The 20,512-nt window shown below is 29.2% G+C and carries 17 protein-coding genes and 1 pseudogene; 1 reads left to right on the forward strand and 17 read right to left on the reverse strand.

Annotated features, from left to right (window positions below; translation table 11 throughout):
• From B3L86_RS02445 to B3L86_RS02505, 13 genes and pseudogenes are all read right to left on the reverse strand, one after another.
• Positions 1-325, reverse strand: a pseudogene (locus B3L86_RS02445) (undecaprenyl-phosphate glucose phosphotransferase); the annotation flags it as partial.
• 1 nt (position 326) lies between these two features.
• Positions 327-1,310: a UDP-glucuronic acid decarboxylase family protein gene (locus B3L86_RS02450; RefSeq protein ID WP_291114693.1), complete on the reverse strand. Its 984-nt coding sequence runs from the start codon at positions 1,308-1,310 to the stop codon at positions 327-329.
• Position 1,311: 1 nt separating this feature from the next.
• Positions 1,312-2,634, reverse strand: coding sequence for an O-antigen ligase family protein (locus B3L86_RS02455; RefSeq protein WP_291114695.1), 1,323 nt, complete (start codon positions 2,632-2,634; stop codon positions 1,312-1,314).
• Complete coding sequence (locus tag B3L86_RS02460; protein ID WP_291114697.1) at positions 2,576-3,682, reverse strand: DUF1972 domain-containing protein; 1,107 nt, start codon at positions 3,680-3,682, stop codon at positions 2,576-2,578. The genes B3L86_RS02455 and B3L86_RS02460 overlap by 59 nt, the downstream gene beginning before the upstream one ends.
• Before the next feature lie 61 nt (positions 3,683-3,743).
• Complete coding sequence (locus B3L86_RS02465) at positions 3,744-4,883, reverse strand: glycosyltransferase family 4 protein (protein WP_291114699.1); 1,140 nt, start codon at positions 4,881-4,883, stop codon at positions 3,744-3,746.
• Between the two features lie 3 nt (positions 4,884-4,886).
• A complete protein-coding gene (locus tag B3L86_RS02470) occupies positions 4,887-6,116 on the reverse strand; it encodes an O-antigen ligase family protein (RefSeq protein ID WP_291114701.1) in 1,230 nt (409 codons plus the stop codon).
• Positions 6,117-6,147: 31 nt separating this feature from the next.
• Positions 6,148-6,960: a glycosyltransferase family 2 protein gene (locus B3L86_RS02475; RefSeq protein ID WP_291114703.1), complete on the reverse strand. Its 813-nt coding sequence runs from the start codon at positions 6,958-6,960 to the stop codon at positions 6,148-6,150.
• Positions 6,961-8,235: a flippase gene (locus tag B3L86_RS02480; RefSeq protein WP_291114705.1), complete on the reverse strand. Its 1,275-nt coding sequence runs from the start codon at positions 8,233-8,235 to the stop codon at positions 6,961-6,963.
• An 11-nt stretch (positions 8,236-8,246) separates the two neighbouring features.
• Positions 8,247-8,909, reverse strand: a complete 663-nt coding sequence (locus tag B3L86_RS02485) for a class I SAM-dependent methyltransferase (protein WP_291114707.1) — start codon at positions 8,907-8,909, stop codon at positions 8,247-8,249.
• 84 nt (positions 8,910-8,993) lie between these two features.
• Positions 8,994-9,530 (reverse strand): hypothetical protein, encoded by a 537-nt coding sequence (locus B3L86_RS02490; protein WP_291114708.1) that lies wholly within the window; start codon positions 9,528-9,530, stop codon positions 8,994-8,996.
• A 75-nt stretch (positions 9,531-9,605) separates the two neighbouring features.
• Positions 9,606-12,089 carry a DUF6311 domain-containing protein gene (locus tag B3L86_RS02495; RefSeq protein WP_291114710.1) on the reverse strand — a complete coding sequence of 828 codons (2,484 nt, stop codon included), beginning with the start codon at positions 12,087-12,089 and terminating at the stop codon, positions 9,606-9,608.
• A 6-nt stretch (positions 12,090-12,095) separates the two neighbouring features.
• Complete coding sequence (locus tag B3L86_RS02500; protein WP_291114712.1) at positions 12,096-12,809, reverse strand: glycosyltransferase; 714 nt, start codon at positions 12,807-12,809, stop codon at positions 12,096-12,098.
• Positions 12,797-13,555, reverse strand: a complete 759-nt coding sequence (locus B3L86_RS02505; protein WP_291114714.1) for a hypothetical protein — start codon at positions 13,553-13,555, stop codon at positions 12,797-12,799. The genes B3L86_RS02500 and B3L86_RS02505 overlap by 13 nt, the downstream gene beginning before the upstream one ends.
• 151 nt (positions 13,556-13,706) lie before the next feature.
• Here B3L86_RS02505 and B3L86_RS02510 point away from each other — a divergent pair, with 151 nt between their 5' ends.
• On the forward strand, positions 13,707-17,060 hold the full coding sequence (locus B3L86_RS02510; protein WP_291114716.1) for a CotH kinase family protein: 3,354 nt from the start codon (positions 13,707-13,709) through the stop codon (positions 17,058-17,060).
• Between the two features lie 66 nt (positions 17,061-17,126).
• On the opposite strand, the gene rfbD is transcribed toward B3L86_RS02510, so the two are convergent.
• The 4 genes from rfbD to B3L86_RS02530 form a co-directional block, all read right to left on the reverse strand.
• On the reverse strand, positions 17,127-17,981 hold the full coding sequence (rfbD, locus tag B3L86_RS02515) for a dTDP-4-dehydrorhamnose reductase (protein WP_291114718.1): 855 nt from the start codon (positions 17,979-17,981) through the stop codon (positions 17,127-17,129).
• Positions 17,975-18,526 (reverse strand): dTDP-4-dehydrorhamnose 3,5-epimerase, encoded by a 552-nt coding sequence (gene rfbC, locus B3L86_RS02520; RefSeq protein ID WP_291114720.1) that lies wholly within the window; start codon positions 18,524-18,526, stop codon positions 17,975-17,977. The genes rfbD and rfbC overlap by 7 nt, the downstream gene beginning before the upstream one ends.
• Before the next feature lie 139 nt (positions 18,527-18,665).
• Entirely contained in the window at positions 18,666-19,523 is an 858-nt protein-coding gene (gene rfbA / locus B3L86_RS02525; protein WP_291114722.1) for a glucose-1-phosphate thymidylyltransferase RfbA, read from the reverse strand.
• Positions 19,524-19,526: 3 nt separating this feature from the next.
• A complete protein-coding gene (locus tag B3L86_RS02530) occupies positions 19,527-20,420 on the reverse strand; it encodes a hypothetical protein (protein WP_291114724.1) in 894 nt (297 codons plus the stop codon).
• Between the last annotated feature and the right edge of the window lie 92 nt (positions 20,421-20,512).

The following is a 20,512-nucleotide window of genomic DNA, read 5'->3' on the forward strand; positions in this document are numbered from 1 at the left end:
TAGTAAAAAATGCAGTTGCTTTTCCGCTAAAAATAGATTCTTTTGCAAAAGGGAAATAAGCAATTAGAATTAGCGTGAATATTACAAACTGTTTTAAAATTTTAGAAAGAATTTCTACAGGTGTAGTAAATCGATATACTTCATAAAAACCAACAAAAAAGGCAATTAAAAACCAACCGATAATTTGATAGGTTTCAAAATAAATAAAGTCAATATTTAAACCTTGGTAAAAAAAAAGGGATAAAAAAACCAAGGCCAATAAGTCAACTAGAATGCTTATTGGTCGTATGAATTTTGAATATCTACCTCTTTGAGCTGCTACCATCTTAATGAATAAATCCTGAAAAATCTTTATGCTCTTCTTTAAGTAATTCCTCTGTTGAAAGGGTTTTAAAATAATCGTAAGTTATTTTCATTCCTTCAGATCGAGACACTTTTGGCTCCCAACCTAAAATTTCTTTTGCTTTTGAAATATCCGGTTGACGTTGTAATGGATCATTTATAGGCAAAGGATGATACACCACTTTTTGATTTGTTCCTGTTAACTTTATAATTTCGTTTGCAAAATCTTTAATTGTAATTTCATCAGGGTTTCCGATATTTACCGGTAAGTTATAATCAGATAATAACAACCTATAAATTCCTTCTACTTGATCATCAACATAACAAAAGGAACGGGTTTGCATGCCGTCTCCAAATATAGTTAAATCTTCACCTCTCAAGGCTTGACCAATAAATGCGGGAATTACGCGTCCGTCGTTTAAACGCATTCTTGGCCCGTAAGTATTAAAAATTCTAACAATTCTGGTTTCTAATCCATGAAATGTGTGATAAGCCATTGTTATTGACTCTTGAAAACGCTTGGCTTCATCATAAACTCCTCTTGGGCCAATGGTATTCACATTTCCATAATATTCTTCTGTTTGAGGGTGCACTAAAGGATCTCCATAAACCTCAGATGTAGAAGCTATTAAAATTCTGGCTTTTTTAACACGTGCCAATCCCAACAAATTATGCGTTCCTAAAGAACCTACTTTTAAAGTTTGAATTGGAATTTTTAAATAATCAATAGGACTTGCTGGAGATGCAAAATGCAAAATGTAATCAAGTTGCCCCGGTACATAAACAAATTTGGTTACATCATGATGATAAAATTCAAAATTTGAAAGCTTGAATAAATGTTGAATGTTTTTAAGATCTCCCGTAATCAAATTATCCATGCCAATCACATAATATCCTTCTTTGATAAAACGATCACATAAATGAGAACCTAAAAAGCCTGCGGCTCCTGTAATTAATATTCTTTTCATATTATTTTGTTTCTGGGGCATTCTCTTTTTTTGTATTAAAAAGACAAAAAAGTAGAACAAAAAACATAATGCCTCTTTGCCGACTTAAAAAACTTTCTGTCAAAAATAAACTTATCATTAGAACTGCAAAAGCAATTTGCATAAAATCTTTTGTCTGTATGGTTTTAATAGTGTTAAAAAACAACATTGTTACCATAATCAAAAAACCAAAAAAGCCAATTTCTGCAAAAACTTGAATATATTGGTTGTGAAAGTTTTTATTCAAATATCCATCTTGCTCTTCATTCCCTTTGAAAAGGTTATAATTACCTACTTTTTCATCAATTTTTATTTGTGCTGCATTTAAACCAAATCCTTTCCAGATAATCGGTTCTTCAACTAAAAGTTCAGAAAAAATACGGATTTGAAAAATTCTAAATGCTGTTCCAGAAAAATAATCATTTGGTGTAAATTGTTCATTATTCCAAGCCTCTCTTACACTTATGGCATTACTACCATTAAACTCATTATCAAATTGAGAAATACTACTATTATGAGAATAGTTAGACTGAAATTCTTCTTCAAAGCGATCTTTAATTTTTCCAAAAAACAAAAAAGCAATTACCGGAATTAAGAGTATTACCGTTATTTCAATTTTTCTATTAACGCGTTTTCTAACTGCCGTTAAATAGTTTATAACTACTAAAACCGAAAAAACAACTAGAATGTTCTTGGAAGATAGTAGAATTAAAAAAGCAAAGAGCAAAAAAGTAATAAAAACTTCAAAACGGTTTTTTGAAACGCTATTGAAAAAATAAAAAAAAGCCATTGCAACATAAACAGAAACATGTATGGCATTTACCGGTTCAGTGACTAATTCATGATAAAAAAACACGTCTTGATTTCCTGAGTCTATAAACCTTATAATGGCTTTTATGAGGTAAAAAACAACATAAAGCACCATTGTAAAACTATAGTATTTCATGATTTTATGTGCCTGTTTTTCAGAAAAAGGCTTCATAATCATGAACATAACCGGTATAATTAATAAACCTAATTCTTTAGGCAATGATTTTATCGATTTAGCTACATCAATACTCCAGAAAATAGAAGCGGCATAAAGTAAAAAAAGTAAAATTGGCAAACCTAAAACAAATTGAAAACAAAATTGTTTGTGTTTTAATAAAACAGAAAATACAAAAAGGCCTAAAAAAACATTGTTAATTCCAAGTGATAAAGGAATAGTGCAACACAAAAAAACAAAAGGAATAAACGAAAAATGAGTGTTATTTTCTGTTTTTAAATCCAGCCATACATTGTTCAAAAAGTTGAAGATATTCTCCATTTATTTTCTCCCAGTTAAAATTAGTTATAATGGCTTCAAAGTTTTTTTGAATAAACTGCAAGTTATCACTTTTTTTGATTGTAAGAAGTAATTTTTTAACCTCTTCAGCATTTGAAAAATAATAGGTGTTTTCTTTTAAAATACCACGATTGAAATCATTGTTATGAGCCAAAACCAATGCTTTTGAGGCCATTGCTTCTAAAAGTGAAGGATTTGTACCACCAACAGAATGTCCGTGGAAATATAAGTTAGAATAATACCTTAAATTATTCAAATGTTCTAAATTATAAATTGCTCCTAAAAAACGAATATTTGTGTGGTTTTTGTATTTATTTTTCAAATATTCACCAAATTTTGTTGCATGATTTCCGATTACTAATATTGGTGTTGTTTCACCGCTTTTTACCACACCATCCAAAACCATTTCAAAATTATTTTCGGGTTCAAAACGAGCCATAATCATGTTAAATTTTTCTTTTTCAACCTGATATGTCTTAAGAATCTCCTCATCTGGATTAGTAAAAGGATGAGCTCCATATGCAATATAGGTGGAGTCTTTTTTGTATCTTTTTTTTAAAAATGTTTGAATTCCAATAGAATCTGATATTAAATAATCACTACTGTTTGCCGCCAAACGTTCTGCAAAACGCAAAAATTGTTGAACCAAACGATTGTATTTGGAACGTTTCCATTCAATACCGTCCATATTGGTAATGATAATTGATTTTTTGGGAAGCAGAAAAAACCAAACTGAATTACTAGTGTAACCTAATTGCAGAATGATATCAAAATCCCTTTTACGTGAATCTAAGATACAATTGTAATCATAGATAAATTGGCCAAATGTGCCATATTTATATTCCGGATCATGTTGGTGTATAATGTGTACTCCTTTAAAGTTTTTTTCTTGAAATTTATGATTATGGGAGTTGTAACAATATACTTCGTGTCCATTTTGAGCCAAAAACACCGAAAAAAATTCGGCAAACTGTTCGAAACCTCCATAGTAGTTCGGTATTCCACGAGTTCCGAGAATTGCTATTTTCATCTATTTTCTAATTGTTTTCAAAAATAGTTAAATAAATATTGTACGAAAAGAAAATTAAAAACTAAAGTTCATTTAAAGTTTGTTCAAATGCTTCAATGTAGCTTCTTTCAGAAAAGTCAGCAACTATTCTGTCATGTCCTTTTTCTCCCATTTGTTTTCTGAGTTCTGAGCTGTTGATTAAAGTAATAATTGCTTCTGACAGTTCAGAAACGGAATTAGGTTCTACCAAAAAACCGGTACTGTTATTTTGAATTATTTCTTTTAATCCGCCATGGTTTGTTGCAACTACAGGTTTTTTGGCCAACATTGCTTCTGCTGCAACCAAACCAAATGATTCTTTTTCTGTAGAAGGCATTACAGCAATATCTGTACAATTCCAGATATCATCAAGAGAAGAAGAAAAAGGTAATATTTTAACCTTGTTTTCTAATTTATTGTCCTTGATATAATTTATAACATCCTCCAAATAAAATTCTTGACCAGGGACAGGAGAGCCAACAAATAACAGCTTTAAATTTGAATAAACAGCCACTAATTCTTTAAATGCTTTTAATAAAAAAATATGCCCTTTTAATCTGCTTATTCTACCAACTAGTGTAATAATAATATCGGTTTCATCAAATCCAAAATCAGTTTTTTTAGAATTGCTCCTGATGTCATAAATGGGTACGCCATTATAAATAACCATACATTTCTTTTCGATTCGTGGTTCTCGTTGAACACAATTCTGTTTTGTTGCTTCCGAATTACAAATTATTATATTTGAAAAATAGTAAGCCATTTTCGGAAAGAACCAGGCTATAATTCTAGGGTGTTCAATTATTTCATGAACGTGCCAGAGGTGTTTAATTTTGTTTCTTTTAGAAAATAAAGCTCCAATCAAAACGGCAAAAGTATTTGAATAAACGATATCAAAACGATGTTTTTTGTGCAATTTGTTTAAAATTGAAAAAGCAGAAAAAAAATCTTTACAAAATTGTAACATGTTTTTAAAACGAAACATATCTCTGTAAAGTTTTAAAACAGGTGCAATTACCACTTGAATATTAAGTTTCTCCAGTTCAAGCTTCAAAGGTCCTTCATTGGGTAAGATTACTACTGGAAAAAAAGAATTACGGTCAAGATGATGCAACAAAAGTAAAAAAGTGCGATCAGAGCCGTATAATTCAGAAGATTGGTTTATGAAAAGAATTTTTTTCAATTTTTAATTTCTTTTATTAGTGAAGAATAACAAAGCTCCCAAAATAAAAACTATTGTGTCTTGTGTATTATAAATTCCGGTAATGGTAATTGTTGTAAAAAAATAAAACAAACCTATTGCAGAAATTAATACCGTTTCTAATGATGAGTTGTAATGAATTTTATAATAAAGGGTAAAAAGAAAAAATATATACAAAAGCAAACCAAAAATCCCTGTTTTATATAACACATATGGATACCCATTATGTAATTCTGAAATATACCTCATACCGTCTTTTTCGCCAGAGAGAGGAGCTTTGAACTTTAAATCTACTAAAGAACCGTGGCCAACACCAATAAGGTAACTTAATGGTTTTGTATCCATTAATGCAATGGCTCTATTGGCTTCATAACCTCGCCAATGATCCCATAAATCTTTGTGATTTTCTCGGTCAACTTTTGTTTTAAAAATTTCAGATGGTGCAATTTTTACTTTGTATAAGAATGCTTCATATCCTTTTGCATTTCTATCAATTTTTACTGAAAACAAATAGGTGTATAATAATGCAATGAACAAAAGTATTACTGAAATTATTTTTAATGATTTCATTGTGATTTTTGTATAGCCATAAACAGACATCAACAAAATTATTGAAGCTACAATCATGGTCCTGGAGAAGTAAAAAAAGCAAGAAATCAATAAAAGTAAAAGGATGGTTTTTCTCTTTAGTTCAGAATTAAATAATTGCTTTTTATAATAAATTGGATAAAAAATCAAGAAGAAAACCGCAAAAAGTTCTAAGAAATTATCTCTTGTATATTGTCGGATAGCGTGAACACTTCCTGAAGTAAAATCTGTAAATACAACAACAATAAACAAGTGTATTATTGCAGAAAGCACACCTGTTAAAATAATTGTTTTATAAAATTTTTCTTTATCATTAATTATTTGAAAAAACAAAAATCCAATAAGCAAGCCTTGAAGTGGTTTAATGAAATGAAACACATCTTTTAGAGCTTGTGTAATGGAATTATTAAAAACTAAAAAACCAAGAAAACCAAGAAAAAATACAATGTAAATTGGTGCTGTAATTTTAAAAAAAGATAAAGCTATTTTAGGCTTTTCATACAAAACAAACAAAACCAAAAGTAAAAGCTGAAAGAGAACATTAAACTTAAAAGATGGAATGTACATTTGAAACAAAAGTACAAGTATAAAAATTGTTTTATAAAAAGCAACTTTATTAATCTTCATAAGGATTTATTTGAATTCCAAAAATAAAGAATTAATCTAATCTTAATGCTAATTTTAGTTTTTTTACCATTGAATTAGTTGTTAATGCTAGTGATAGCATTAGTTTGTCTAATCCTTTTGTATGTTTCTTGATAAAAATTTTATAGCCTTTAATTAAAAGTGGGTTTTTTGATTTGTTAAAACCTACATAATGAATGTAGCTCATTTCAGGAACAAAAAGCCTTTTTAAATTTCTATTTGCTATTTTTTTTGAAAAATCTACATCTTCTACATACATAAAATAATCTTCATCAAAGCCCCCGACTCCTTGAAATAGTTCTTTTGAAAGCAGTAAGAAGGAGCCTCCCAACCAATCAACTTCATAGTGGGGTTTTGAAAAATTTCCAGTTGCAAATTCTTCTCCCATTTGTTGCAACTTTTTCATCATAAACATATTTGAAACGTTGGGAAAATTTCCAAAAACCGGAACATATTCTTTATTTGCGTTTAGCATTTTTATTCCAATAACGCCAACATCACTTCTTTCTTCAAGAATTTTAATTGCCGGTGAAATATCATCTAATAGAATAGTATCATTATTAAATAATAAAACATATTTTCCTTTTGCTTTTTTTACTGCTTCATTGTTTCCTTTTCCAAATCCGAAATTTATTTTAGATTCAATAAGAAAAACGTTTGGGTAGTTTTGTTTGATAAAATCACAACTTCCGTCTTGAGAATTATTATCCAAAACTAAAATCTCGTGTTGAATATTTTTAAGAGCTATCTGTAAAGATTCAAAACAATCTTTTAAAAAATGTTTTCCGTTGTAGTTTATAATTATGACAGATAATTGAATCTCCATTTAAAATAATGTATAAAAACCCAGTTTCTTTTTTATGTAATAAATGCAAAGTAAATTAATAACAATATTAGAAACCAAGCTTGCAATTGCAGCCCCATTAATACCATAAATTGGAATCAAAATATAGTTTAAAGTAACATTTACTAGGAAGCAAACGATGGTAATATTTTTTAAAATTTTTTGATGATTGGTCATGTTAAGAATCTGATCAACATTTCCGGAAATAGCACTAAATAAAACACCAATTGCCACAATGATTAATGTTGCACTTCCGGTAATGGCAAGAGTTCCAAAAAAAGACAGTATAAATTTACTGAAAATAACAAGAATTGACACTAATGGAATAGATAAAATTAAAATCAATCGGGTGGCATTATGAATTAATTTTTTTAACTCTTCCATAGCTCCTTTACCATATAATTCAGCCATTTTTGGTGTAATAAATGTACTTACTGAAACAATTACCAAAAATCCTACACTACCAATTTTGTAAGCAATGTTATAAATTCCTACTTGAGCTTCATCTACTAACATGCCTAACATAATAACATCTGTCCAATTCAACAAAAAAAGCAATAAACCACTAAACATCATTGGTGATGCCGTTTTAATTAGTTTTTTTGTTGGAATGGTATTCTCGATATTGGATAATTTAGCTTCATAGGTAACTAAAAACTCTGTGATAACTAATAAAATTATTGATATTGTAAAGGCTAAAAAAGTATAAAAATCTGATTTTCCAACAGCGTAAAACAAAAACAAAAAAATACCTAATAATAAATTTGGTAGCCCAAACATAAAAATATTATAGGTGAGAAATCGCTTGATGGCAATAAAATAATATAAAAACAACTCATGAATAATAAAAAAGGGAATTGTTATGGCTCCCATTTTTAAAAACAAAATAAGATTAGAGTTATTAAAAACAGTTGTTGCTATAAATTCAGCTCCAAAAAAAAGTACAATTATTGGTAGTATTGAAAGTAGAAGTGTTATTTTAATCCCTTTAAATAAAAGTACTTTTGCTTCTCTATTTGATAAATTTTTATTTCCAATCAGCAGAATTAAAGCATTTGGAATTCCTAATGCAAAAATCATTGCTATTGCTTGAGTTATGGTAAAAATTAATGAAAAGTTTCCATAATTTTCTATGCCAAAAAGGTTAGAAATTATAAAAACGATAAGAAATGAAGTGCCTAAACCAATAATTCTAAATAAAAAATTTAGGCCTGAAGAGGAAATTAATACTTTTAAATTATCAGAAAAAATATTCATTAAATAATGGCTTATTTTTTTATGGCAACCACAAAATATTGAGGAGTAAGAAATTGCTCTAGTATTCCAAATGTAATTGTATTAATAATTTTTGCAATGGATTTTCCTTTATAACTATTTATTGAACCTTTTGATTTTATAACTTTAAAACCATTATTTTCTAATAGTTCTAAGATGTTCTTTTTGCAATAAAACCGTACGTGAGTATAATCAAAAATACCACTGGCTTCATATTGAAAATTTCCTTTTAAAAATATTTTACTAAAAACTGAATAATGTCTGACATTGGGCATACTAACAACAATTCTTCCTTTTTCAGTTAGCATCTTGTGGCTTTTTAAAAGCACTTTGTTCGGATTGTTTAAATGTTCCAGAACATCCGGTAATAAAATCACATCAAAGTTGTTTGAAAAATGATCTGTTTGAAGTTCTTCCACATTTCCAAACAACATTTCATCAACTCTCGAATATTTGTCAAGCACTGCTGAATCTTTATAAAGCTCTATTCCAATGACTTGATTTGCATAACCGTTTTCTTTTAAATAATATAAAGTATCACCAAAACCGGCCCCTATTTCTAAAATTTTTTGATTTTTTGATTTTTCAACACCAAAACCAATTAAGTCTAGTCTAACGTGAGAATAATAATCTACCTCTTTATTGTTGTAATCCATTCTTTGGGGTGTTATTGTAAAGCCATAAAAATAAAAAAAGTTATCCTATTTAGAGATAACTTTTAGTATAAAGATTTATTTATTTTATTTTTCGATTACTTTTTTTATTTCATCTGTAAGTAATTCATTAGACCACATTAAAGGATCATAAAAAACACCATCTGGAGTAACTATTGAAATAACAGAAGATTTGTTGTCATATTTCACTTGATTTTCTAACAAATAAAAGTATCTCGAAACCAATGAATCTTTTGCTTCAAAGACATTATCATAAAATTTTAAACGCATTGAATTTACCACAATTGATTTTTGCTCCGGATTTTCACCAAGATCTAATCTAATGTTGGTTGGCAATACATTATTTGGCATTTTGAATACAACTTCCTGAGAATTTTCACTTCCTTTTTGTGGGAGTCTAATTGACATTTCATCATTAAAATTCAATGAACCGTCTTCAGTATAGTACAATTGAAAAACATCGTCTTTTGAAAACGTAAGATTAAAACCTACCTCAAAAACTTCTGGTTCTTTAGTTGCTTTTTCTGTTTGTTCTTCTTTTCCTTTACAAGATGATAAAAGTGTTAAAACCAGTAACACATAAATAAAATATAGATTTTTCATTTTATAAATTTTTGTGCAAATATATAGATATATCAATTCAAAAAAATTTTTCTAAATGATTTTTTAAATGATTTATCAATTGATAATAAGAAATTCTTCATCCATATAAAATCCTGAATTTGAACCATTAACTATATGAACTCCAATTCTATAATTACCTTTAGATAATTTTTTTAAATCAATCATGCCTTTAAACCCTGAATAGTCATAGTTTGTTGTATTTCCAAAATAATTGGTTACATCTTCTCTAACGGTTTTCTCTGGAATTAATTCATAATGGTCTTTATCGTTAGTTATAATTAATTTTATTTCAGAATTTGTGGCATCAAAATCTTTAAGAGCTGCCCAACCTGAAATCATTATATATTTTTTGAGTTTATGAATTTTCTCAAAATTTGCTACAATTTCATGATTATTATGCTTTGGTAAATGAGTTATTGATTTTAATTCATACGTAGAAATTAAGTTTAATGGAGGTATTTCTTCAAACAATTCAACATGATAATTGCCTGTTTGATCTTTAATTGCCAATCCTATTTTGTAAATATCTTTCTCTAGGGTATTGGTAAATATAGTAACTTCAAAACCTGAGTTTTCTAAATTCTCTGCATTAAACGCTGAAGTTATATCATTTCTTTTAATTAATTTGACCTTTTGCAGATAGGTCTTTTTTTCGCCATGAAGAACGACGTTAATTGTGTCTAAAGTATTGTTTTTATGTTCTTTTAAAAAAGCCCATCCATTTATTTTTAAATTATTTTTTGTCTCAAGTACTTGTTCAAAATTTTTACTAATAATATCACTATCAAACTTTAAGTTTTTAACTTCCTTAAATTGAAATGATTTATTAATTACATTTTGTAAGGAATCCTTTTTAGTTGAATTTAATTCTTTTAAACCGGCTAGAGTGGTGTTTGATTTAAAAATTAAATAATAGCCATCTAAAATAACATAATCAACTTCCTTAGAATAAATCAACGGATAAAATGTTTCAATATGGTCTTTTGTCGTAACTATAAGATGATTTTTATCAATTTCACCATTTGCTATATCCTCATTTAAATTTAATAGAAAATCTTTATTTAAACTATTTGTTTCTCTGGCCACATATCCCATTGTAATTGGGAGTTTGTTTTTTAATGCAATAAAACATAAATCTTGATAATCTGAATCAAATTTAAGATTGTTATTATAAGGCGGATAGGTAATCAGTTTATCAAAGTTACTGGTTATTTCTAGCCATGATTTTTCATTAAACTTGCTTAATGTATAAGTTCCTTTTTCTAAATTCCTAAAGCTTAAAATAGGATTAATATCTATGAACTGAATAATTGTAATACCAATTAAAACAAACAATTTAATAGAATAATTTAACTTGATTTTAGAAAGTTGAATGAGTGACACAACAACAATCAAATAATAAAATATCCAAACAAATCTTCCGCTAGCCCTAAAAACACCTCCTAATTTATTTATTATTTCCGGAATTGAAAAACTAAAGATTATTGAATCGTTTATTGAAACTTTATTTGTGATTGAAAAAAGAACACTAAATAATATCAAAACAAAAAGTAAGATTTTCTTAAAATTCAATTTCATTTGAAATTTTGTTTTCACAAAACCCACAAACAAGCTAATCACAGCTATAAAAATCAAAACCATAAAACCAATTCCTAAATAACTATATCCTTCATATTGTAAATCACTAACGAGTTTTAACTTGGGTAATATCAATGAAAAACCATGAGAATTATATAATGAATTTAAATTTAAACTATATAAACCATAACTGTTTTCTACTTCCATTTCAACTTTATTATCAAATGAAATCAACCCTATAATAAACCATAAAATTATAACAGAAAGCAGCGATATGATTGGATAAAGTAGTGCTTTTTTTAAAGACAAAACTTTGTCAAAAAAATAATTTTTAAGTGGTAAAATAAAGTTGAATCCCACTATCATTAAAAACAAATAGGGATTGATTAATGAACTTATTACCAATAATAAAAATTGCTTCTTATTTATTTTGTCAACATTTTCAGGTGTCGGATTCTGTAAGTAATAATATATTGACGCTAATATTAACCAATGTGCACATAAAGCGGGATGCATAGCTCTATAAACCAACATAGGGTTAATTGAAACTAAAACAACAGAAAGTAATATATATATCGCTTTGACATTGTATGTTTTTAAAATTTTAATTGTAAAAACCCCCATTAAAAGATGATTCAATAGTAACCAAAATCCAAAATATTGAAATTCTTCAGGCAATAAAAAAGATATGGATTTAAAAAATAATGCTAATAAGGGAATTGAATCGGTATAACCAACATTTGAACCTGCAGGATAATTATAATTTTCAATGTGACCTAAAGGAAAATGCCATGCTTCATTTTGAAAATTTGCCCAACCTAAGTAGTGAGTACCCCAATCATGATTAGCAGACAAAAGCCAATTTATATTGGAAGGATTTAATATGTGTAAACCATAAATATAATGAAAAAAAGCAATTATAATTATAAAGCTAATTCCATAAATATAGTTGTTTTTCATTTCAGTTTAATATTTGGTATGTAATACGAAAAGTTCTTTTATAATCTTAAATCCGCTTTTAAATCCAAGTTTTGAACCATCAACATCCACCCAATTATAGATAGGGATTTCTCTGCCTGTTTTTAATAAATCTTTTTTTTTCATTCGTATAAAAATTTCAACATCAAAAAGCCATGAAGTTAAAAATGGCTTGTCAAATACTTCCTTAACAATTTGACTTGAAAAAATTTTGGCTCCACATTGTGTGTCATATATTCCTAATTTAAATCTGGTGTTAATTAAAGTAATAATCACTCTGCCAATAATATGACGGTAGAATTTTCTTTGAATCCCTGAATTCAACAACAGTATTCTTGAACCAATTAAAAAAGAATATTTTAAATCTTCAATTTCAGAAAGTAATCGTTTTATCTCTGAAGGAGGTGTTGAAAAATCTGCATCAAAATAACTAATAAAATCAAATGAATTTTCCTTACTGATTTGATTTACTGCTTTATAAATTGTTGCTGCTTTTCCTTGATTCTGTTTATAATCCAATACAACAACTCTCTCAGGATAACTAGATGAAATATTTTGAATTAAATTTAAAGTGCCGTCATTACTGCCGTCATTTGCTAAAAAAATAGTTGCTGATGTGGAAGAAATCAAAGCTAAAATGTCCGATTCTCTGAGCCTATTCTCCTCATTGTAACAAGGAATTATTATCGCTATTTTTTGCATAAACAATAACAAGATAATCCGGGAATTTGAATCCCGAGTTTTTTAAATACTAAACTTTTAAAAAAATCAATTTGCAACATTGTATTAATTAAAAATGTTTTTAAACCGCTTCCTTTCCAATTATCAATAGAAGCTTCTTTATTTTTATTTAAAAATTTGTCCAATTTTCTAAACAAAAGAAGTGATGTAAAATAATATCCTTTGTCTATAATCGTAAAGTTATTTTTTGTTAATAGAGTAGATAATTGATTTAAAGTATATCTTCTGTAATGGCCCAGCAAAACATCATGACTTGAGAAAACAGACTGGAAAGCAGGGACAGCAAAATAATAATAGTTATCCCCTGAAAAATTTAGATTGTCCAAAATTATTTTTTCGTCTTGCAAATGCTCCAAAACATCCATACATAAAAAGAGAGTTGCGTCATTAGAGGAATATTTTTCAATGTATTCTTCTATACTTTGCAAATAAACTACCTCACTATTGGAGTTGTTTTTCTTTAGTTGAATAATAATTTCCGGAGTATATGCAATATCAATTGCAAAATACCTTTTTGCCATTTTCTTTTCAACCAATGTATGTATAACATATGCATCGCCACTTCCAATATCAACAATACGATCAATTGGAAAATTGATTTTAGATTGTTTCAAAAAAGTATGTAGAACATTTTTTCTTGACGTCTCCCAAGGATGTCTTCTATAATTATTTTTATTCTCAAGTCTTGAAAACTCCGATATATCCATTATAATAAACTGTGCCGATTAATTAGCCAAATGTATTCTTTTTTTCTCTTAACTACATTAAAAAAATATTACCTTAAATCACACAAACATAGGAAAATATCTTTTTGTTTTTATTTTGCTATTTTTGCAAATCCCAAATAAATATACTGCTATGATTTTACAAAGAACTTTTATCAGCCTTCTTCTTCTATTTTTATCTTTAAATCTAGAGGCTCAAAACATTGTTATCAATGAAATAATCACGTCTAATTCTTCCATAAACACTGATGAAGATGGTGATTATGAAGATTGGATTGAACTATTCAACACCTCTACTGAAGCTGTAAACTTGATAAATTATGGCTTGTCAGACAATCCAAATAATTTATTTAAATGGATTTTTCCTTCTGTATTGATTCAACCCGGAGAACACGTATTAATTTGGTGTTCAAATAAAAACCGAACTAATCCGGATTTTCCGCTTCATACCAATTTTGCAATTAGTGCCGGAGGAGAAACAATTACTTTAACCTATCCCAACGGAACAATTGCTGACCAAATTCCTCCCATCGTTATTCCGGCAAACTTTTCTTATGGTAGAGCACCGAGCGGATCTTCCACCTTTGCAATTTTTGAAATACCAACACCCGGACTATTAAATGCCAATGAAGGTGTTTCTGAGGCATTGACTCCTCCGGTTTTTTCTGTAGATTCCGGTTTTTATGCCACATCTTTTACACTAACTATTTCTCATCCAGACCCTAGTGTAAGCATAATTTACACCTTAGATGGTTCAGAACCTACTGAAGATAATTTAGATGGAAAATCATATTTTTATAAAAATCAATATGAAGAATTTCCCGGAAACGTTTCCGGAAATTTACTTGAAGAATCTTTTACTACTTACAATTATAACAACGTTATTACTATTATTGACAGAAGCAATTTACCTAATAAAATTGCCTCAATTTCTTCAACATACAATCAAAATCCTACTTATATTCCTTCACAAAATATATTCAAAGGAACTGTAGTTAGAGCCAAAGCAATTAAAGAAGGCTCATTTTCAAGTGAAACTGTTACCAATACTTACTTTGTTACACCTGAATTATCGGACAGGTTTTCATTACCAGTTGTTTCAATCAGTTTAGATGAAGCCTTTTTGTTTGATTATGAAGACGGGATTTATGTTGCCGGAGTAGATTTTGATAACTGGAGAGCTGAAAACCCTTTAGAAAACGCAATATCTTCAAATGCAAATTACAAGAGAAGTGGTGATGAAACTGAAAAGAGTGGGAATTTTAGTTATTTTTTAAATGGAAATCAGGTTTTAAATCAAAATATTGGTGTTAGATTACACGGTGGTTTTTCTCGCTTGTTACCAAATAAATCACTTCGTTTATATGCCCGATCAGAATATGGCAATAGCGTTTTTAATCACTCCTTTTTTAATGACTCTGAATTCAATAGTTTCAAAAGATTAATTCTTAGAAATTCAGGAAGTGATGCTTATTCAACCTATTTCAGAGATGCATTTATTCAGAAAGCTGTTTCGCATTTAAATTTTGATACACAAGCATATCAACCTACCCTAACTTTTATAAATGGAGAATATTGGGGCCTTTTAAATCTGAGAGAACGCTATGATAAACATTATTTTGAACGGGTTTATAATGTTAATGAAAATGAACTTGATTTTCTTGAATACAATGGTTTTTTAGTTAAAGAAGGAGATTTTATTCACTATGAAAATATGTTAAATTATATTGAAAATAATTCTCTTCAAAATACGGCCAACTTCAACTATGTAAAAACTCAAATGGATATTGAAAATTTTACAGATTATTTTATCTCAAATATATATGCCAGAAATACAGATTGGCCTCATAATAATATTGAATTTTGGCGTAAAAAAACAACTCAATATGAACCGGATGCTCCATATGGACAGGATGGAAGATGGCGTTGGGTTTTAAAAGATACTGATTTTGGTTTTGGTGCAGAAGGTGGAGAACTTGCTTATTTACACAATACTTTAGCCTTTGCTACCTCTACTGGTGGTGATGAATTTACAAATCCCGAATGGTCCACTTTGATATTGCGTAAATTACTTGAAAATTCAACTTTTAAAAATTATTTTATAAACAGGTTTGCAGATTTGATGAATACAACCTATTTACCTTCAAGATTAGAAATGATTATTGATACTATGAAAAGTGGTATTGAAAATGAAATTATTGAACACGGACAACGTTGGGGATCTTTTCAATCGATTAGTCAATGGAATTCAAATATTGATAACATGATTAATTTTTCAAATCAGCGATCGTTTTATCAACGAAATCACATTCGTGAAAAATTTGATATCAATTCAAACATTGATGTTCAACTCAATGTTTCTGATGATTCTCATGGTTTTATAAAAATAAATACAATTGAAATTCAACCAACAACTCCCGGAGTAAATGAAAACCCATATCCTTGGGAAGGTGTTTATTTCAAAAACATCCCAATAACTTTCAAAGCTATTGCAAAACCAGGATTTCAATTTAGTCATTGGTCCGGAGCCTCATCAAGCTCGATAGAAGATATCTCAATAAATCCTAATGGAAACATTCAATTGACAGCACATTTCATTCCTAGTGAAGTAATTGAAGAAGATATTCCTATTTATTTTTGGGTTATGGATAACGCTATAGCAAACGACACACCTTTAACCTCAATAAATTCTACTTTTGAAATTCCGGCTGAAGGAACATTAACATTTCAGTCTTGCTTGGTGGGTTATCCTTTTACGAACACACACCCAAATTGGCGAAAAGCTTCAATGGAACGCAGAAACAGCCCTACAACCATTAATTACATTCCTGAAGCAAATGGGAATGTTTCTTTTGAAACTTCAGGCATGAGAGGATTACAGATTAAACAACCGTTTAAAAATAACGGTGAAGAAAACCAAATGATTTTTTCTTTTTCAACTTTAGGTTATCAAAATATATTATTTGGCTTTGCTGCAAAAAATGAAAATGCAGCCGATCAAATCTTGATAGATTATTCTGTGACTGAAGATATCCAATGGACCACACAAGGTTTAACATCATCCCCATTTGAGTTGAGTAATAATTTTGAATTATTTGAAACTGATTTTACTTCTATTGAAACTGTAAATAATAATCCGAATTTTAAAGTCCGATTGCGTTTTGATGGTCCAAACATGACATTAGACAATGGCGATCGTGTTACTTTTAATAATTTCAGCGTAAAAGGAACAACATATAGTTTTAATGTTGATGATAATTCAACTCTTCAATTTAATTTATATCCCAATCCGGTTATAGATATTTTAAAAATTGATCATGCTTATGAAAATGTTGAGTATACTTTGTATTCAGTTGATGGTAAATTAGTTCAAAAAGGTAAGGTAATCGATTCAAGAATTAATCTTGTTACATTGCAAAAAGGTCTTTATCTACTTCTATTGGAAGTTGATGGAAAAACGGATATTAAAAAAATTATAAAGAATTAATTCAACTTTTTTTAAAACAAAAGGCTCAGTGTTTATAATTCATTGAGCCTTTTTTATTTTGATAATTTATGTGTTTTTTAAACTTGTTTCCCAAGACATAACCTCAACACCAAAAGTATTCTTAACTTTACTCTTATCTAAAACACTATAAGCAGGTCGTTTTGCCGGTGTTGGAAAACTTGTTGTTGGAATTGGCTCCAAATTGATAGTAACGTTGTTAAATTCAAAGATTTTTTTGGCGAAATCATACCAACTGCATTGACCTTCATTGGAGAAGTTGTAAATGCCGAAGAGAGATGCTAAAATAAATTCAGCATGACAAAACTTAATAATTTGAATTAAAACTTCGGCTAAATCAACAGCGTTTGTAGGAGTTCCGATTTGATCGTTTACAACTGATAGTTTATCTCTTTCAGAAGCCAAACGAAGCATCGTTTTCATAAAATTATTGCCAAAATGAGAATACACCCAAGACGTTCGGATGATGAAATGTTTATGCCATGTTTCTTGGATGGCTTTTTCTCCGCCTAGTTTTGTTAGACCATAAACCCCAGTTGGATTTGGGAAATCATTCTCGGTGTAAGGAGAATAATTAGTTCCGTCAAATACAAAATCTGTGGAAATGTGAAGTAAAATGGTGTTAAATTCTTTAGAGACTTCAGCCAAATTCTTTGCTCCAATTACATTAATTAAATGGGCTTTTTCCGGTTCGCTTTCTGCTTTGTCAACAGCGGTATAAGCTGCCGCATTAATGCAAAAATTTGGTTTATATTGTTTAAATAGTTGTTTAATGTTGTTCAAATTAGTTATGTCTAACTGCCTAGAATCACAAAAAACAAATTGAATATCAGGATGTTTTGGAGCAATAAATTGAAGTGCTTGCCCTAATTGTCCGTTGGCTCCAGTAACTAAAACTACCATGCTTTTTTGGCGTTAGCTAGTGTTGGTAATTGGATGTCTTTTTCAGAAATGATTAGTTTCTCTGTATCGAAATTCCAATCGATTCCAATCGTTTGATCGTTGTAAATAATCCCACCTTCCGATTCTTTATTATAAAAATTATCACATTTATAAAAAAATGTTGCGGTTTCACTTAATACTAAAAATCCGTGAGCAAAACCTCTGGGTACAAAAAATTGTTTTTGATTTTCAGCTGATAAAACTACGGCTTCATATTGACCAAAGGTTTTAGAACCCGGTCTGATATCAACAGCTACATCCAAAACTTCTCCCTGAATTACTCGAACCAGTTTCGCTTGAGCAAATTCACCGGTTTGGTAATGTAAACCTCGCAAAACACCTTTGGATGAAAATGATTGATTGTCCTGCACAAAATGTACGGATTGCTCTAAAGTATTTTGAAAAGTCCGCTCGTTAAAACTTTCCATGAAATAACCTCTTTCGTCACGTATAACATTCGGTTCTAAAATAAAGCATCCTTGTAGTTTAGTTTCTATAAATTTCATTTTCAATTGCATTACACAACATTAAACTTCTTTTTTGAACATTGATTTAAATAATTAGTAAGATCTGAAAAGTAATTTTTACAATTTCTTTTAATTTCAAAAATCTGTGTTCTAAAATCTATCCGTTTGGTTTAAAATCTTAAATTAAGCCCATCAAATGAGTTCCATAGCCGCTTTTCAGTAATGGTTCGGCTATTTTTTTCAATTGATTAGCATCAATGAAACCCATTCTATAAGCCGCTTCTTCAATGGCTCCAATTTTTAAACCTTGTCGTTCTTCAATTACTTGAACAAACTGTCCGGCTTGCATTAAAGATTGAAAGGTTCCGGTGTCTAACCACGCGGTTCCTCTGTCAAGAATACTAACTTGAAGATTTCCACGGTTTAAATATTCTTTGTTAACATCTGTAATTTCCAATTCGCCGCGATGACTGGGTTTAATATTAGCTGCTATTTCTAATACCGAATTATCATAGAAATAAATTCCCGGAACAGCATAATTTGATTTTGGATGTTGCGGTTTTTCTTCAATGGATAATACTTTTCCACTTTTATCAAAATCTACTACCCCATATCGTTCAGGATCCAAAACATGATAAGCATAAATAATTCCACCATCCGGATCATTGTTCTTTTGAAGTAATTCTGCCAAACCGGTTCCATAGAAAATATTATCACCTAAGATAAGAGCAACTTTATCATTTCCAACAAATTCTTTTCCAATGATAAATGCTTCTGCTAAACCGTTTGGATGTTCTTGCACAGCATATTCAAAACGACATCCCAACTTACTACCGTCTCCCAAAAGTTGACGAAACAGTGGCAAATCATGAGGCGTTGATATGATTAAAATTTCACTAATTCCAGCCCACATTAAGGTTGACAACGGATAATAAATCATCGGTTTATCATAAATCGGCATCAACTGTTTACTTACGGCCAAAGTCAAAGGATGTAATCGCGTTCCCGACCCACCTGCTAAAATAATTCCTTTCATTTTTTACGCGTTTGCTAATTTTTGTTGTCTTTTATAAAAACTTAACAACAGACTAATGACAATGAACCCTAAAATAAATATAAATGGCAAAATTAATTTTAATTTTCCATTTACAGATTTCGTGTTTTTTATATTTAAAGTACTACTTAAATCTTTAATTACTCTGTCTATATTAACTTTTTGAATACGCAAGTTAGCTTGTTCGGTAATCAATTCTTCTTTGGTTTTTAAAACATCGTTCAATTGAGAGTTTTCATTGTTATAATAAACCAGTCGATCGCTTTTTAAGGCTGATGCATCCAATGAACTTGAAAATTCTGCTAAAATTCCATCAATTTGCTCAAGCATTTGATCATTATATTTCATTTGAATCTCAGTATTATTAATCACTTCTTTTTGTAGAGACTTATAATAATCAGAGTCATTTAAAAAATTTAAAATGGGTTGAACAGTCTTATCTTCAGAAGTTATTTCTGAGGTGGTAAACTTTACTAGATGATAAAAATAGTTTTTACTGGTTACCTTGTCTTCTAATATTTTTTGAATGTTACCATCTTCAGCCATTAATTTAATTAAATTAAAATTTTCAGATGTATTATTGATAAACCGGTAGGCGTCGATAATCGGTTCAATTTCAATTTTTTTAAAATTATCAACTTGCTTAATTCCAATTTGCTTTAAAAAAACAGTATCCTTTTCTTTAATTTTTGCATTTAACTGCTCAACTTTTGAATACAGATAATCATTAGAACCAAAATTTGGCATAACAATTAATTGATTATCGTAAACTTTTGAGGTTGTATCCAAATAATAACCAAGACCCACTCCAATTATAAATAAACCTATAATCCAAATTAAATTTCTTTTTAAGAATAAAATTCCATTAAATAAAGCCATTAACAACGATTCAAAGCCATTTGAAATTTTCTTAGAAATCTGACTTAAATCTATTTCTTGATTATCCGTGTTTTGAGGTACGTTCGAACTCA

The sequence above is a fragment of the Flavobacterium sp. UBA6135 genome, from assembly GCF_002428305.1.
Lineage (GTDB): Bacteria > Bacteroidota > Bacteroidia > Flavobacteriales > Flavobacteriaceae > Flavobacterium.